This window comes from Streptomyces sp. NBC_00425, assembly GCF_036030735.1.
Classification (GTDB): domain Bacteria; phylum Actinomycetota; class Actinomycetes; order Streptomycetales; family Streptomycetaceae; genus Streptomyces.
The window spans coordinates 7,752,386-7,768,141 of sequence record NZ_CP107928.1; the positions used below are offsets into that span (position 1 = coordinate 7,752,386).

General features: G+C 71.4%; 14 protein-coding genes and 2 tRNA genes. 12 read left to right on the top strand and 4 right to left on the bottom strand.

Annotated features, from left to right (window positions below):
* Positions 1-38: 38 nt before the first annotated feature.
* On the top strand, positions 39-863 hold the full coding sequence (locus tag OHS82_RS34140) for a GNAT family N-acetyltransferase (protein ID WP_057580388.1): 825 nt from the start codon (positions 39-41) through the stop codon (positions 861-863).
* A gap of 138 nt (positions 864-1,001) precedes the next feature.
* On the opposite strand, the gene OHS82_RS34145 is transcribed toward OHS82_RS34140, so the two are convergent.
* On the bottom strand, positions 1,002-1,565 hold the full coding sequence (locus tag OHS82_RS34145) for a DsbA family protein (protein WP_057580387.1): 564 nt from the start codon (positions 1,563-1,565) through the stop codon (positions 1,002-1,004).
* A 290-nt stretch (positions 1,566-1,855) separates the two neighbouring features.
* On the opposite strand from OHS82_RS34145, the gene OHS82_RS34150 reads away from it, so the two are divergent.
* A complete protein-coding gene (locus OHS82_RS34150; protein ID WP_057580386.1) occupies positions 1,856-2,302 on the top strand; it encodes a hypothetical protein in 447 nt (148 codons plus the stop codon).
* Positions 2,303-2,523: 221 nt separating this feature from the next.
* Entirely contained in the window at positions 2,524-2,676 is a 153-nt protein-coding gene (locus OHS82_RS34155) for a hypothetical protein (protein WP_173877776.1), read from the top strand.
* Positions 2,677-2,760: 84 nt separating this feature from the next.
* Here OHS82_RS34155 and OHS82_RS34160 read toward each other — a convergent pair whose 3' ends face one another.
* Positions 2,761-3,321, bottom strand: a complete 561-nt coding sequence (locus OHS82_RS34160; RefSeq protein WP_057580385.1) for a CGNR zinc finger domain-containing protein — start codon at positions 3,319-3,321, stop codon at positions 2,761-2,763.
* A gap of 347 nt (positions 3,322-3,668) precedes the next feature.
* Complete coding sequence (locus OHS82_RS34165) at positions 3,669-4,082, bottom strand: SsgA family sporulation/cell division regulator (RefSeq protein WP_004002642.1); 414 nt, start codon at positions 4,080-4,082, stop codon at positions 3,669-3,671.
* Between the two features lie 191 nt (positions 4,083-4,273).
* On the opposite strand from OHS82_RS34165, the gene OHS82_RS34170 reads away from it, so the two are divergent.
* The 7 genes from OHS82_RS34170 to OHS82_RS34200 all read left to right on the top strand — a co-directional run bounded on the left by OHS82_RS34170 (position 4,274) and on the right by OHS82_RS34200 (position 12,567).
* Positions 4,274-4,735, top strand: coding sequence for a TIGR02611 family protein (locus OHS82_RS34170; RefSeq protein WP_057580384.1), 462 nt, complete (start codon positions 4,274-4,276; stop codon positions 4,733-4,735).
* A gap of 129 nt (positions 4,736-4,864) precedes the next feature.
* Positions 4,865-4,936, top strand: a tRNA-Val gene (locus tag OHS82_RS34175).
* Between the two features lie 1,022 nt (positions 4,937-5,958).
* Entirely contained in the window at positions 5,959-7,248 is a 1,290-nt protein-coding gene (locus OHS82_RS34180; RefSeq protein WP_057580383.1) for an ABC transporter substrate-binding protein, read from the top strand.
* A gap of 14 nt (positions 7,249-7,262) precedes the next feature.
* Positions 7,263-8,219: a carbohydrate ABC transporter permease gene (locus tag OHS82_RS34185; protein WP_266723742.1), complete on the top strand. Its 957-nt coding sequence runs from the start codon at positions 7,263-7,265 to the stop codon at positions 8,217-8,219.
* Positions 8,216-9,091, top strand: a complete 876-nt coding sequence (locus OHS82_RS34190; protein ID WP_057580381.1) for a carbohydrate ABC transporter permease — start codon at positions 8,216-8,218, stop codon at positions 9,089-9,091. Before OHS82_RS34185 ends, OHS82_RS34190 begins: the two co-directional genes overlap by 4 nt.
* Before the next feature lie 10 nt (positions 9,092-9,101).
* A complete protein-coding gene (locus OHS82_RS34195; RefSeq protein ID WP_328435165.1) occupies positions 9,102-9,701 on the top strand; it encodes a hypothetical protein in 600 nt (199 codons plus the stop codon).
* A gap of 130 nt (positions 9,702-9,831) precedes the next feature.
* On the top strand, positions 9,832-12,567 hold the full coding sequence (locus OHS82_RS34200) for an exo-rhamnogalacturonan lyase family protein (protein WP_328435166.1): 2,736 nt from the start codon (positions 9,832-9,834) through the stop codon (positions 12,565-12,567).
* Positions 12,568-12,643: 76 nt separating this feature from the next.
* On the opposite strand, the gene OHS82_RS34205 is transcribed toward OHS82_RS34200, so the two are convergent.
* Entirely contained in the window at positions 12,644-15,025 is a 2,382-nt protein-coding gene (locus OHS82_RS34205) for an SCO7613 C-terminal domain-containing membrane protein (protein ID WP_370444153.1), read from the bottom strand.
* Between the two features lie 101 nt (positions 15,026-15,126).
* On the opposite strand from OHS82_RS34205, the gene OHS82_RS34210 reads away from it, so the two are divergent.
* Together OHS82_RS34210 and OHS82_RS34215 are read left to right on the top strand one after the other, a co-directional pair.
* Complete coding sequence (locus OHS82_RS34210) at positions 15,127-15,573, top strand: SRPBCC family protein (protein WP_057580377.1); 447 nt, start codon at positions 15,127-15,129, stop codon at positions 15,571-15,573.
* A 39-nt stretch (positions 15,574-15,612) separates the two neighbouring features.
* Positions 15,613-15,684, top strand: a tRNA-Val gene (locus tag OHS82_RS34215).
* Positions 15,685-15,756 lie beyond the last annotated feature (72 nt).

The window sequence follows — 15,756 nt, forward strand, 5'->3', positions numbered from 1 at the left end:
AGCTGACGCGGCGCTCCACGTTGGGTAGAAAGCCCCTGATGACCACGACCCTGCGGCCGACCGAGCCGCTCCAGCGCGCTGCCGACGGGGCGCTGTCGCGCCACTACCAGGTGTGTGTGAACAGCCGTCCCGTCGGAGCGGTCCATCTCTCGACGTCCTCCTCCTTCGGGCCCCGCGTGGCCGTGATCGCCGGTCTGCGCATCGAGGAACCCGACCGCGGGCGAGGCCGGGGCACGGTGGCCGCGCTGGCCGCCGAGGAGGTGGCCCGCGGCTGGGGCTGTGGGCGGATCGACATCCGGGTGCCGGCGGACGCGACGGCCGGGCTGCGGATGGCCACGGCGCTCGGCTACGTCCACCGCAACCGCGGCATGGAGAAACCGCTCGGCCCCGCGCTTCCCCGGCTGCCCGAGGGCAGCCACGGCCGGTCGATGACGGAGGCCGAGTACGACACCTGGCAACGGCACGCCGTGGCCGAGTACGCCCGGGACTGGCAGGACCGTGGCGTGCCCGAGGAGGAGGCCCTGGCCAAGGCGCGACGCGACCACGAACAGGAGCTGCCGCAGGGCCGCGCGACGCCCGACATGCGGTTCAGCGTGCTCGAGCATGACGGCGTCGCGGTGGGCAGGCTCTGGCTGGCGCTGGTCGGCGACAAGGCGTTCGTCTTCGACGTCGAGGCCGACCAGGCTTTCCGCGGCCGCGGCCACGGCCGATCCCTGATGCTGCTGGCCGAGACGCAGGCGGTCGAAGCGGGCAAGCGGCTCCTCGGCCTCAACGTGTTCGCCGGCAACACCCCGGCGGAGCGGCTGTACGAGTCGCTGGGATACACGCCGGTGGCTTACTCGATGTACAAGGCCCTGCTCTGAACCGGCCGGCGAATCGATCGGCGAACCGGCCGGCGTACCGGTGGGCGAACCGGCCGGCACAGCGGCGGGCGGGCTGACAGGGCCCCGGGCGAGTGCCTCAGATGTTCGGACGGCCGGGCGACGGGCGCGGGCCGGACCTCACGCCTGCTCGGCCAGCAACCGGTCGGCGATCTCCTCGATGCGCCCGCGCAGCCCGTCCTGGCTCTTGCCACCGTCGAGGAGCTCGCCGCCGATGACGTATGTCGGGGTTCCGGTGACGCCGATCGCCTTGCCCTCGGCCTGGTCGGCGTCCACGATCAGGATGTGCCGGCCGTCGATCAGGGCGGTGTCGAACTCCTCGGCGTCCAGACCCAGTTCACCCGCGATCTCGACCAGGAGGGGTTCGCCCTCACGGTCCAGCTCCTCGACCCGGGCCAGCACGGCCTCGACGTACGGCCAGGCCTGTCCCTGCACCAGGGCCTCCTCGGCGGCCTGCGCGGCGGCGAAGGCGTGCCGGTGCTTCTCCAGCGGGAAGTGCCGCAGTCGCGGCTCCAGGCGGTCGCCGTAGCGCTCGCGCAGGGCGTGCAGGTCGCCCAGCGCCGCACGGCAGTCGGGGCACTGCAGCTCGCACCAGACGTCGAGGACGACGGCCGGCCGGGCGCCGGCCGGGGAGGAGACGGAAGAGGAGGCCGGGGACGAGTGTGCCGGGGACGTGTCGCTCATGCCGCCAGTCTTCCAGCCTCTGCCCGACCGCCCCAATCCGGACGGCTTCCAGCCCGCCGTCACAGGTCGCCGCCGTAGGTCGCCGCCGCCGCGGCACCCGGAGCGGCAGCGGAGGGCAGAGGCATACGGCACCTGCGGAGGAGCCGACCCGGAGATGTCCCTGATGTCCCGCTGCGGCATGGCCTCTGAGCGGTTCCCAGGTGCAGGATGGAGGGGACGAGGCGCAGGCCTGCCGGTTGTGCCGCCGAGTCCGCCCGACCTTTGCCCGCACGCCCTGCCTGGAGGACCGGATGATTGCCGAGACCGTCTGTTCCGCCGTCGCCGTGGCCGGCTTGGGCATCGCGGTGGTCACGGCCTACCGCAAGCGCTACCTCGCGGCGGCCCGTGTCGCGGCCTACGCCCTCGTGCCCCTCGGCCTCGTGATGACCGGCATCGTCGAATGGGTGGCCGACACCGCCTTCAGCCCTACGGCCTGGGCCGGCTTCGCCGTGCTGGGCGGGGCCTGGGCTCTCTTCGCCACGACGCGCGCCGTGGAACGCCGCCGCGGCGGCACCCGCAAGGAGCGCAGGGCTGCGGCCCGTGCCGCACATTCCGAGGCGGTGGCCCCCGCCGCATCGGCGCCGTCCCTGGGGCAGTCCTCCCGGCCGGCCTCCCGCCCGGCGGCCGCGCCGCGGGCGACCGGCGGCTCGGAGGACTTCAGCGACATCGAGGCCATCCTCAAGAAGCACGGCATATGAAGCCTGCCCTCGACCCGCGGAGCGTGCAGCACGGCAGGTGAAGGGCGGTCCGGCGGGCGGGTGGTCCCGGGGTGAAACGACACAGTCGGGCCGCCCGTGCGCGGAAATGATCACACCCTGGACACGGCCTGAAACCGACCTCACGGAATCCAGCGATGTCCCGCTCATTCCGTGCGTGTTGATCGCGCGGGAGATCCCCCCTGCGTCATCATCGCCGCGAGATGCTGGACACGACACAGAGCGACGCCGCGCCGCCGAAGGACGAGCCGCGCGGGTGCCTCTTCGCCCTTTCCCAGCCACCGCTGATGATCTTCCTAGCGGTGATCGGGTGTCTGCTGCTCATGGCCTCGCTGCATGATCTGCTGCTGCTCTGAGCCGTACCCGCGGTCCCCGGCGTCACCCGCCGGGGCCGCGTCGGCATCGCACATCCCGAGGGAGCCCCTGCGGGACAGGCGCGGTCAGCCAGCCGCCTCCTTGCGACGCGCCCGGTAGGCGGCCACGTGCAGTCGGTTGCCGCAGGTGCGGCTGTCGCAGTACCGGCGGGACCGGTTGCGGGAGAGGTCGACGAAGGCGCGCCGGCAGTCCGGGGCCTCGCAGCGCCGCAGCCGCTCCTGCTCACCGGCCACCACGAAGAACGCCAGCGCCATCCCGCAGTCGGCGGCCAGGTGGTCGGCGACCGAGGCGCCGGGCGCGAAGTAGTGGACATGCCAGTCGTAGCCGTCGTGATCGGTGAGGCGCGGTGTGGTGCCCGCGGCGGCGACCAGCTCGTTGATCAGCTGGGCGGCCGTACGCGGGTCCTGCGCCGCGAAGATCCCGGCGAACCGTCCCCGGACCTTGCGCACGGCGGACAGATCGAACTCGGAGAGCGTGCCGACATCGCTGATGTCGTGCTTTCGTACGAAGTCCCCGAGGGTGGCGACATCCGGCAGCCCGTCCGGAGTCGTGTCGTCCTCCGGCGCGGAGTTCACCAGATCCACCACGGCGTCGAGCGCACACCGGGTGTCGTGGGTGATCAGCACGTTTCGCTCCCTGGCCTGACGGTCGGGCGGGCGCCCGCCGATGCTGGCCGATGGTAGCCGCACCCGGGCCTCAGGCAATGGGCGGTCGTGAGCCGGATCCCGCGGGGGCGGCCCTCACCGGGGCGGGACACGGGATTCCGCGGCCGGGGGAGTGGCGCCCGCATCCGCCCGGCAGGCCTTCCGGTCCGTACCGGCGCAGGCCTGCTCGCCGTGTCGAGGACGCACGCACGCCGACGCCGCTCCACGGGTGCCCGTGGAGCGGCGTCGGCGCATGCTCTGTGCGATGTCTGGCCCGAGCCGTCTCCCCGAGTGGACGGCGCCGGGCGGCTCGGTGTGAGCCCTTCGCCCTAGCTCTCCGCCAGGATGTGCGAGAGCTCTTGGTCGAGATCGAAATGCCGGTGTTCCGTGCCCGGGGGCACGGCTGCGTCCGTTCGCTTCAGGAAGGACTCCAGGGCCCGCGCCGGGGCCTCGAGCAGGGCCTCGCCCTCAGGAGAGCTCAGAGCGATGCAGACGACGCCCTGACCGTGACTGCGCGACGGCCAGACACGGACGTCGCCGGTGCCCGTGGGCCGGTGCAGGCCCTCGGCGAGGAGGTCGCGGGCGAACACCCACTCGACGGTTTCCTCGGCTCCGGTGTGGAAGGTGGCGTGCACGGCGTAGGGGTCGGCCGTGTCGTACCGCAGGCCTGCGGGGACAGGCAGGGAGGACTCGCTCGACACAACGAGGCGCAGGTGCAGCTCGCAGCTGACCGTGGTGTTCATAAGCGCCAGGGCCTTTCGCTCAGTGTGCGCTCGGGGATTCGCACGTCGGCGAAATCGACATGCCACCTACGGTGCCGTTGTAAACCCCTCTGCGTGTTTTGCGTGCCTTTACGTAACTCATCCGGCCGACAGTGCGTTCGCGAAGTACCACCATTCCGGTGACTGGAATCTCTCGGGTAGGGTTTGGCTGCATGAACACGGGGAGTAACGAGCCGGGTGAGGCTTTCGTGGCCGCGGACGACTCGGCGCCGGAGGGCACGGCGGACGACCAGCACGGGCAGGGCCTCGGCTCCCGGGCGCCGGAATTCGTCAAGGCACGCCGGATGCTGCACCTGAGCTGGCAGGTCGGAGTCTTCGTGCTCGGCCTCGCCGTGGTCGGCGCCGGCATCGTCATGCTCCCGCTGCCCGGACCGGGCTGGGTCGTGATCTTCGGCGGCATGGCGATCTGGGCGACCGAGTTCGTCTGGGCCCAGCTGGTACTGCGCTGGACGAAGCGCAAGGTCACCGAGGCGGCACAGCGCGCTCTCGACCCGAGGGTCAGGCGCCGCAACATCATCCTGACGTCGGTCGGTCTGGTGATCATCGGCGCGCTGGTGGGCTTCTACCTGTGGAAGTTCGGTCTGACCATGCCCTGGAAGATCAAGGATCAGTGACCGTACGCGGTTCTCGGGCGGTGAAGGCCGTGCGATCACCGGTCGACGGCCCGCGCCGGCGCCGCTGAACCACCGGTTGTGCCTGGTCACGGCCACCCCCTGACATGGGGTAATGTTCTCTCTGCGTCCGGGCGATTAGCTCAGTGGGAGAGCGCTTCGTTCACACCGAAGAGGTCACTGGTTCGAACCCAGTATCGCCCACCGGACCGTCGGCCCGTCTGCGAATCACGCAGACGGGCCGAAGTCGTTCTCGACGCGATCCGCATACCGTCCGCGCAGCCTCGACGGTCCCCACCCGAGCCCCGCCGTCCAGCCGCCGTACGCGAGGCCGTCCGCCCGGGCGCCGCAGGGCCCGACCGACCTCGCGCTCGAAGGCGTCCGTCCAGCGCCGGAGAGCGCCAGCCCGCACCTGAGGCCGCCCGTGCAGCGCCGGAGGCCCCCGCCGCCTCCGCGCCCGAATGCCGGTCACCCGGCCCGGAGAGTCGTCGGCCCGCGCCCGAATGCCGACCACTGGGCCCGGAGAGCCCCACCCGACCCGGTGCCCGAATGCCGATGCCCCTGCACCGGAGGGCTGTCGCCGTTGCCCGCATGCCGTCCGCCTGGCTCGGAGAGCCCCGTGGCACGTGCCCGAGCTTTCCGTGCTGCGCCGGGAGCGTCGTCCCGCGCTCGAATGCGGTCCGCCCAGTGCCGGAGAGCCCCGCCGGACCGTCCGCGTCCGACCGCCTCACCCGCGGCCCGTCCCGGCTCACCTAGACCCGCCTCACCCGCGGCCCGTCCCGGCTCGCCTCGGCCCGGCCGGCAGCCCGCGCCCAGGGCCGACCCCGTCTCGCGTCCTCACCCTCAGCCGCGAACCCCCCTTCTCGATCCTCGCCGTGAAACTCCCCTCGGGAAGTCCGCGCCGCGCTCAACTCCCCTCCCGGGCGGGGTCCTGCGTCCCGCACGTCTCCCATGTCCCGCTCGTGCAGCCGGATTTCGGCGGCCCGCAGAGCCGGGCACCGCGCGCGCCGGTCGTCCGGTACTCCGAACCGGCGGCCCTGACCAGGGAGTTCACGGCATCCGGGCCAGGCGGTCACGGTTCTGCCCGCACCCGGCTCCTTTGCCCGCTCACAAGAAATTCCTGTCCGAATCATTGACGCTCCCTCAACCCCCTCGTACCTTGTGCCAGCAAGCGCTTTCTTGAAACGATTCATGCAAGCGGTGACGCTGCGGGGAGGGGCCCGACTGTGGGAACCAGCAGGAATGTTGAGAGGCGAACGATCCTGAAGGCGGCCGGAGCCACGGCGGCCACGCTCGGGCTGGCCGCGACGACGGGGTGCGGGGGAGACAGCGGGACCTCGGCGGACGGGACGGTGACGATCCGTTACGCCTGGTGGGGTGGCGAGCCGCGCACCATCGCCATCAAGAAGACGATCGCGCTCTTCGAGAAGAAGTATCCGAAGATCAAGATCAAGCCCGAATTCACCGACTACGAGGCGTTCTGGGAGAAGTTCCAGACCCAGGCTTCCGGCGGGAATCCGCCGGACGTTTTCCAGAATGCGGTCGGATTTCTGCGCAAGTACGACAAGCGCGGCGTTCTGATGGACCTCAAGGCGCAGGCGGACGCGGGGAACCTGAACCTGAAGAGCTTCCGCAACGGTGTTCTGGCGAACGGTCAGGTCGACGGCAAGCAGATCGGCATACCGGTGGGGGCCAACACCATGGCGCTCGTGATCGACCAGAAGGCTTTCAAGAAGGCCGGCGTGGAGGCGAAGTTCGGCTGGACCTGGAACGAGTACTTCGCCGCGCTGCAGACGATCCAGGACAAGTCGAAGATCGCCGGTGACACCGGCTACTTCGCCATCATGTACCTCTACGACCTGTACCTGCGGCAGAACGGCAAAGCCTTCTTCACCGACAGCGCTCTCGGGTTCACCGAGGCCGACCTGACCCAGTGGTGGGAGGACGGCTACAAGCGCGTGAAATCCGGTCTCGTCGCCGATCCCAAGAAGATCGAGCAGGCCAAGCCGAAGTCCGGTCTCTCGGCGGGTCTCGCCGCCTCCGAGTTCACCTGGGACAACTTCTCGATCCGCTACCAGGGCGAGGGCGATTCCGACTACGGGCTCGCGCCGATCCCCACCACGGACGGCAAGAACACCGGCCAGTACCTCGGTTCGCTGATGCTGAGCGCCTTCTCCGGGACCAAGCACCCCAAGGAGGCCGCCCAGTTCATCGACTTCATGGTCCACGACCCCGAGGTCGGCAAGATCATGGGCTACGACCGCGGCATCCTCGCCACCACCGAGCAGTACGACGCCTTCAAGCCGACCGACCCCAACAACAAGGGCGTCGCGGCCTACGAGGACGAGGTCGCCAAGGCGGGAGTCCTCGGCAAGATCACCCCGCACCCGTCCGGCGCGGACGTCATCGAGGCGGCCTTCCTGCGGATCGGCGGGGAGGTCGCCCAGGGCAAGACCAAGCCGGCCGACGCGGCGAAGGCGCTGTTCAGCGAGGCCAAGGCCGCGTTCGCGGGCTGAGGGGACGTACCACCATGACGCTCGTCAAGGAAGCGCCCGTGCGCCCGGCGAAGAAGCGGTCCGCCGCTCCTGCCGCCGGGCGGCGCGGGCGGCGCCGCGAGAACCTCGCCGGCTATCTCTTCATGTCGCCGTGGATCGCGGGGTTCCTGCTGCTCACGGCGGGGCCGATGATCGCGTCGCTCTACTACGCGTTCACCAGCTACAACCTGTTCACGCCGCCCAAATGGGTGGGCCTGGACAACTTCACGACGATGTTCCAGGACCCGCGCTGGCAGAAGTCGGTCGAGGTCACGCTCAAGTACGTCGTCGTGGCGACACCGCTGAAGCTGCTCCTCGCGCTCGGGGTGGCGCTCCTGCTCGCGCAGAAGCGGCGCGGACAGGCCCTGTACCGGGCGGCGTTCTACATGCCGTCGCTCATCGGGGCCAGCGTCTCCGTGGGCTTCGTGTGGCGGGCGCTGTTCTCCGACGACGCCGTGGTGGACCGTACGCAGAAGATCTTCGGGGTCGACGTCGGCGGCTGGATCGGCAACCCGGACTATGTCCTCTACTCCCTGGTGGCGTTGAGCATCTGGCAGTTCGGCGCGCCGATGGTCATCTTCCTGGCCGGACTGAAGCAGGTGCCGCAGGAGCTGTACGAGGCCGCCGAGATGGACGGCGCCGGCCCCCTGCGGCGGTTCTGGAACATCACCCTGCCGATGATTTCCCCGGTGCTGTTCTTCAACGTGCTGCTGGAGTCCATCCACGCGTTCCAGGTGTTCGGCTCGGCGTACGTGGTCTCCGACACCCGGTGCGGACCGGCCGACGCCACTCTCGTCTACACCTGCTACCTGTACCAGAAGGGCTTCAAGGAGGCTCAGATGGGCTTCGCCTCCGCGATGGCGTGGACGCTGGTGGTGGCGGTGGCGCTCGTCACGGCGGTCCTGTTCTGGTCGCAGAAGAAGTGGGTGCACTACGAGGAGGCCGCCAAGTGAGCAGTGCCCCCAGTCCTGTCGCGCGCACCGCGAGCGAGCGGCGGCGCGCCGGATCCCTCGCCTGGCACGTGGGCGCCCTGCTGGTGCTCGCGGTGGTCCTCTACCCGGTGGTCTGGGTGCTCGGCGCGTCGTTCAAGCCGAGCAAGGACATCATCGCCAGCCTCGACCTGCTGCCGACCAAGCCGGTCTGGGCCAACTTCTCCGGGCTCGCCGACGGCATCTCCGGCATCTCGATCGGCAGCTTCTTCACCAATTCGCTGCTGTACGCGGTCCTGGCCGTGGTCGGCGTGGTGCTGTCCAGCTCGCTGACGGCGTACGCCTTCGCCAAGATCAGGTTCGCCGGCCGGAACCTGCTGTTCACGCTGATGATCGGCACCCTGTTGCTGCCGTACCATGTGCTGCTCATTCCGCAGTACGTGCTGTTCCGCAACCTCGGCTACATCGACACCCTCGTGCCGCTCGTCGCGGGAAAGTTCCTGGCCACGGAGGCGTTCTTCGTCTTCCTGATGGTGCAGTTCATGCGCGGGCTGCCGCGGGAGCTGGATGAGGCCGCCAAGCTCGACGGCTGCGGGCATCTGAGGACCTACTGGTCCATCGTGCTGCCGCTGAGCCGCCCCGCCCTCATCACCAGCGCCATCTTCACCTTCATCAACGCGTGGAACGACTTCATGGGACCGTTGATCTACCTCAACACGCCTTCCAAGTACACCGTGTCGCTGGGTCTGATGATGTTCCGCGACCAGGAGGGCATCTCCAACTACGGAAGCATGATCGCGATGTCGCTGGTGGCGCTGGTGCCGGTCATCGCCTTCTTCATGGCCTTCCAGCGCTATCTGATCGACGGAATGGCGACCTCCGGACTGAAGGGCTGAGGCGGTCACCATGGCGCAGACACGGGTGAAGGCGCGCTTCTCGCGCCGGGAGTCGGTCTTCGGCGAGCGCTTCGCGGTCTTCGCCGAGTGTCTGCTCACCGGGGTGTGGATCGCGGTGGCCTGTCTCGGTGTCGTCACCTACCCCGCGGCCTTCGCGGCCGGCGCACGGCATCTGCGACGCCGTACCCGCCACGAGAACGGCGGCCTGCGGGAGTTCGCCGCGGACTTCCGGGCCGCCGTGCGCGGCGGGTGGGCCATCGGGCTCGCCGGCTGGGCGGCGGCCGCAGCGGTCTGGATGGACGTCCTGGCCGTGCGGGCCGGTCTTCCCGGTGGGCCGTTCGTCGGAGCCGTCGGCGTCCTCGCGCTGATCGGGCTCGCCGTGGCGCTGCTGCGGGCGGCGGCCGTCTGGACGCCGGGCTCCGCCTGGCGGGCGCTGGTCGCGGACGCCGGGCGGCGGACCGTGCTCGACCCCGCCGGGTCCTTCCTGGTCGTCTGCGGGCTGGCCGTCGTCACCCTGTCCGCCCTGTTCGTCCTGCCGCTGGCGGTCCCGGTCCTCGGGGCCGTCGCGGCGGCGGCCGTCGCCGTCGAGCAGCGGTACCGGCACCGCTGAGGGCGGCGCACCCGCACCACTGAGGGCGGTGCACCACCCGTACCACCCGCACCAGGTCGGCGCCGCGGGCGTCGCACCTCTCTCTGTCATGCCCCTGACCACCCTGCCTGTCGCACGGAAAGGAAAGGCCATGTCCCCCATCCCCCGCAGGTCCCTCCTCAAGGCGGCCGCCGTCGCCGGCGCCGCCGCGCAGTTCAGCTGGGCCCTGGGAGCCAAGGACGCCGAGGCCGCGCCGAGAACCGCGGCCGCCGACACGGATCCGGTGACCCTGGACTGGCTGGAGGACGGCGGCCTCGGCGCCGCCCCCGGCTCCACCCTCGGCGTGCCCTGGCCCATGGGCGCGTACCAGGAGGACCAGACCTTCGCCCTGACCGACGCCGCCGGCAAGGACGTCCCCGTACAGTCCTGGCCGATCGCCTACTGGCCGGACGGCTCCCTCAAGTGGACCGCGCACGCCGTGAGTTCGGGGTCGGGCAAGCTCACGCTCGCCGCCGGCGCCCCGGCCGCCCCCGCCAAGAAGGTCACCGTCGGCAAGCGCGGCGGCACCATCGACGTCTCGACGGGCGTCATCACGGCGAAGATCGGCACGTCGGGCGCCACCCTCATCAAGTCCGTCACCCGCGGCTCCACCGAGATCGCCAGGAACGGCCGGCTGGTCCTGATCCGTCAGCCGGAGATCGAGGACGAGGACCAGGGCACGGTCAGGACCGAGCGTTTCGAGGGCGCCGTCGACGAGGTCACCGTCGAGCAGTCGGGCCCGGTCCGCGCGGTCGTCCGCATCGACGGCAGGCACCGCAAGGGCAGCCGCAGCTGGCTGCCGTTCTCCATCCGCCTCTACTTCTACGCGGGCGCCGACTCCTTCCGCATGGTGCACACCATCACCTACGACGGGAAGCAGGAGCCCGGCAAGGCGAGCGGCGACTTCATCAGGGGCCTCGGCGTCCGTTTCACCGTCCCGATGCGCGACGAGTCCTACGACCGGCACATCCGCATCGGCGGCGAGGGCGCCGGGCTGCTGCGCGAGGCGGTCAAGGGCATCACCGGTCTGCGGCGCGACCCCGGCGCGGCGGTGCAGGCCGCCCAGTACGCGGGCCAGAAGCTCCCCGACCCCGCGACCTGGGACCAGCGGGTCACCACCCGCCTCCAGTACATCCCCGAGTGGGGCGACTACACCCTCTCCCAGCTCTCCGCCGACGGGTTCACCCTCCGCAAGCGCACCAAGAAGGGCCACGGCTGGATCGGCGCCGGCGGCGGCAGGCGGGCGTCCGGCTTCGGGTACGTCGGCGGGGTGAGCGGCGGTTTCTCCTTCGGCCTCAGGGACTTCTGGGAGAAGCACCCCGCCCAGCTCGACGTCCGCGACGCGCACACCGACGCCGCCGAGGTCACCCTCTGGCTCTGGTCGCCCGAGGCGCAGCCCATGGACCTGCGCTTCTACCACGACGGCATGGGCCAGGACTCGTTCCCCGAACAGCTCGAAGGCCTCAACATCACCTACGAGGACTACGAGCCCGGCTTCGGCACCCCCTACGGCATCGCCCGCACCTCGGAACTCCTCTTCTGGGCCAACGAGTCGACGCCGGCGCCGGAGAAGCTCGCCGAACAGGTCGAGGCCGTCCGGGTGCTGCCGCAGCTCGCGGCCCCGCCCAAGCAGCTCATCAAGGCGAAGGTGTTCGGCCCGGGCCTGTACTCCGAGCCGGACCGCTCCACTCCCGCCAAGGCGAAGATCGAGGACCACCTCGACTTCCTCTTCACCTACTACAAGGGCCAGGTGGAGCAGCGCCGCTGGTACGGCTTCTGGGACTACGGCGACATCATGCACACCTACGACACCGTCCGGCACCAGTGGCGGTACGACATCGGCGGGTACGCCTGGGACAACTCGGAGCTGTCACCGGACCTCTGGCTGTGGCTCGCGTACCTGCGCAGCGGCCGCGCGGACATCTTCCGCTTCGCCGAGGCGATGACCCGGCACACCGGCGAGGTCGACGTCTACCACCTCGGCAAGTGGGCGGGCCTGGGCACCCGGCACGGCGTCCAGCACTACGCCGACAGTGCCAAGCAGCAGCGCATCGCCAACACCACCTACCGCCGCTACTACTACTTCCTCACGGCGGACGAACGCGTCGGCGACCTGATGCACGCCAACGTCGACTCCGACGAGACGTTCCTCGCCCTGGACCCGCTGCGCAAGATCCGCACCGAGCCGTACACGCCCGACCGGCACGCCCTGTCCATCGGCTTCGGCACCGACTGGAGCGGTCTGGTGTCGGCGTGGCTGACCGAGTGGGAGCGCAAGGGCCCCAAGTGGCAGAAGGCCAAGGCGCGCGTGCTGTCGACCATGGAGACCATCGCCGCCCAGCCCAACGGGTTCGTCCAGGGCAGCGGCCTGTACGACCTGGACACCGGCAGGTTCGCCGTCGCCGACAAGCCCAAGGTCGAGGTCTCGCACCTGTCGGCCGTCTTCGGCCTCAACGAGCTGTGCGCCGAGCTGATCCACCTGGTCGACATGCCGAAGTTCAACGAGGCCTACTTCGACTACTGCCGCTACTTCAACGCCACCAAGGCGGAACAGGCGGCCCGCTACGGCTCCAACTTCGGCACCCTGCTGCTGTTCCAGGGCCACTCGCGCCTCGACGCCTACGCCGCCGTCCAGACCGGTGACGCGGCGCTCGCCAAGCGGGCATGGACGAAGTTCTACAGCTCCGACGGCTACACCGAGTCCTCGCCGTGGAAGACGGAGCCGCTCAGCGGCCCCGTCACCCTGGTCGCGGGCAGCGAGGCCACCTGGGTCGCCACGAACGACACCGCGCTCTACGGCCTCGCCGCCATCGAGAACCTGGCACTGCTCGGCGACAAGATGCCGTGACGGACGCCGGGCCCCTGCCGGGAGCCGTTGCGGGAGCCGTGCGGGGACAGTACCGCCACGGCTTCCGCGACCTGGGCTAGCGCATCCGATCCAGCACCTCCCGCACCCGCCGGACGTCCCGCAGCCGCTGCTCGTACGTCGCACCGAGGGCGAGCAGCAGCAGTCCGGCGAGGGCGGGAGGCACCCAGCGGGGCAGCGCGTCGCTCACCTGGGCGAGATACGGGGCGAGTTGGTGCAGGCCGTCCAGGGTGAGCACCGAGCCGCCCAGCACCAGCGGCGCCTGGAGCCGGTGCCGGGCGCCCAGCAGGGTGAGCGCCAGCGCTGCCGCGCCCAGCAGCAGGGGGCGGGTCCACGCCGGGTCGTACCAGGTGGCGGCGAGGCTGGGCAGAAGGGTGGCGGCGAGCCCGGGGCCGTACGCCGCCCAGGACGACGTCCGCGGGTCCTTGCGCCGGCGCAGGACGCCCACGAGGAGCGCCAGGACCGTCACCGGCAGCGTGTACGCCTCCGGCGTGTCCACCCGCCAGTCGGCCAGCCGCACCCACGACGCCAGGACGAAGAGCACCGCCGCCGCGTGAGCGGCGAAGCGGCGGTCCGGCCGGACGGCCGTGCCCGCGGCGATCACCGCGCACAGCGACAGCACCAGGGCGAGCAGGGGCAGGTCGAACACCGCGAGGCCGATGGCGACGAGGCCCGCGACGGCGCCCGTCGCCTCGACCGCGAGAGTGGTGGCCGAATCGCCGGTCCGGGCCGCGACCAGGGCCGCGGCGGCCGGGACCACAAGCACCAGCAGCGCGATGTGCTCCGGCCGCCAGTCGGCGGCGGCGCCCGCCGCGCAGGCCAGGGCCGTGGCGTAGCCGAGGGCCGCGGACGCGGTCGCCGGCGTCGCGCGCCCACGCCGTGCGGCTGCCGCGCACACCACGGTGAGCGAGCCGAGCACGGTGAGCGTGGCGGGTTCGGCGGCCAGCGAGAGGAGGACGAGGCCGAGAGACGAACCCAGGGCGAGCCCGGTGGCTGTCCGCGACGCCGGCGCCAGCAGGGCCAGGGTCAGCAGCCCCTGTACCGACAGGCCGACGGTGTAAGGGAGTTGGAGGGCAGCCGGCGTCACGAGCACGGCGGCCCACGTCAGCGTCAGCGCGGCGGTCAGTGCCCGGGGCCGCCACTCGTCACCGCGGACCGAGGTCGCCGTGACCGCGGCGACCGCGAGGAGGACGAGGGGGACCGTGACAGCGTGCGGCGGCCAGAAGGCGTCCGTCGCCGCCGCGGCCCGGGCGTCGGCGGGAACGCCGGACCACACGCGCCCGAGCCACGCCGTCGGCCCCAGCAACGCCACGCCGACGGCCGGCGCCGACCACAGCACCGCGCCGGCCTGCACGACACCGGAGGCCCAGGCGAAGCCCCGGCGCACCGCCTCCGGGCCCCGGGCGCCTGCCGACAGCGCGATCGCGCAGGCCAGATACGCCGGGACGGCCCAGTCGCCGGGCAGCGACACCCGCAGCACGCCGCCCAGGCCGACGACCGCGCACAGGGCGCCCGCCGCCGCCGTGCCCGTCGCCGGGCCGGTCCCCGGGGCGAACCGGGACACCCCGAGGGCGATCGCCGCCGCGAGGGCGAGGAGCGCGGCGGCCCGTGCCGCGGCGCCAGGACCTGCCGCGTCCACCGAGAGCAGGCCTGCCGTCAGCGCGCCCCAGCCACCCGTCCCGGCCGCGCACACCACGGCGACGACACGCACCGCCCGCTCGGACGTCCGCAGCGCGACCGCCGCGTCGAAGGCGGCCGTCAGCAGCACCGCGACCGTGATCGTGTGCGGCCCGCCGTCGGCGCTCACCGCCCAGAGCGGCAGCACGAGCTGAGCCGCCGTCAGAGCGGCCGGACGGGGGAGTCGCAGCGCGGCCGAGTCCGGCAACGTGGCGAGGGCCGTGCCGTACACCGCCCACACCACCGCGAGCACGGTGAAGGCGAGCGCCGCGTACGTCGTCCCGTCCGCCGCCGGGAACGCGGCCTCGTGCAGGGCGTACGCGTCCAGCGACGTCAGCGCCAGGCCCAGGCCGGCGACCGCCTCCGCGGTCGAACGCAGCCGTCGCCGCAGCAGCGGCACGGGCGCTCCCAGAACCGCCAGGGTGACCGCGCCCAGCACCGCGGAGCGGCCGACGATCCCGAGATGACCCCAGCTGACCAGGGTGAACACCATCGCCGCGACGGTGAGCAGGATGCCGCCGAGCAGGAGGAGGACGTTCTGCACGCCCGGGGCGGTGGCCTCGGGCGGTGCGGCCGGAACCCGAGGCGCCGACGGGCCCGGCAGGACCGGGGCGGTCGGCTGAACCGGGCCCGCCGCCGCGTGCTGCAGGGCGGTGACCAGCCAGGCGCGGCGGGTCAGCAACTGAGCCCGGCGGGCGTCCAGTTGCCAGAGCTCCGCGTCGAGCAGCCGCAGCTCGTCGGCCGGGGGCGGAATATGCGTCATGCCTGGGAGTGTGGCTCGCGTCACGTGCGCGGGCATGAGCGCACGTACTCAGGGCGTACTCAGATACGGTCGGCCGCTCCGCGGGCGGGCACACTCGGTCCATGGACTGGACCCACTACCGCTTCCGCAGCCTCTGGCCGCTGGACGCGCCCCCCACGCGCGTGTACGAGGTGCTGGAGCGAGCCGAGGACTACCCGCGCTGGTGGCCCCAGGTCCGCGAGGTGGAACGGATCGACGACACGACCGGTCTCGTCCGCATCCGCTCCCTCCTGCCGTACGACATGACCTTCACCGCGCGTGAGGTGCGGCGAGATCCCGCGGCCGGGATCCTGGAGACCGCGCTGTCGGGCGACATCGACGGCTGGGCGCGCTGGACGGTCACCGCCGACGGCTCTGGCAGCCTCGCCCGCTACGACCAGGCCGTCGAGGTGAACAAGCCCCTGCTGAGACGGCTCGCCGTGCCGGGACGGCCGGTGTTCCGCCTGAACCACCGGCTGATGATGCGGGCCGGGCGGCGCGGCCTGACCGCGTACCTGGAAGCGGTTTGAAGGAAGCGTGCGGGGACCTGTATTGTTCGGTGCGTTCCCGGGCGATTAGCTCAGTGGGAGAGCGCTTCGTTCACACCGAAGAGGTCACTGGTTCGAACCCAGTATCGCCCACCGGGAGAGGCCGGTCCGCGTCAAGCGGACCGGCTTTTTCGTGTCCGGACACAGGCCGGACGAGTCGCCGCA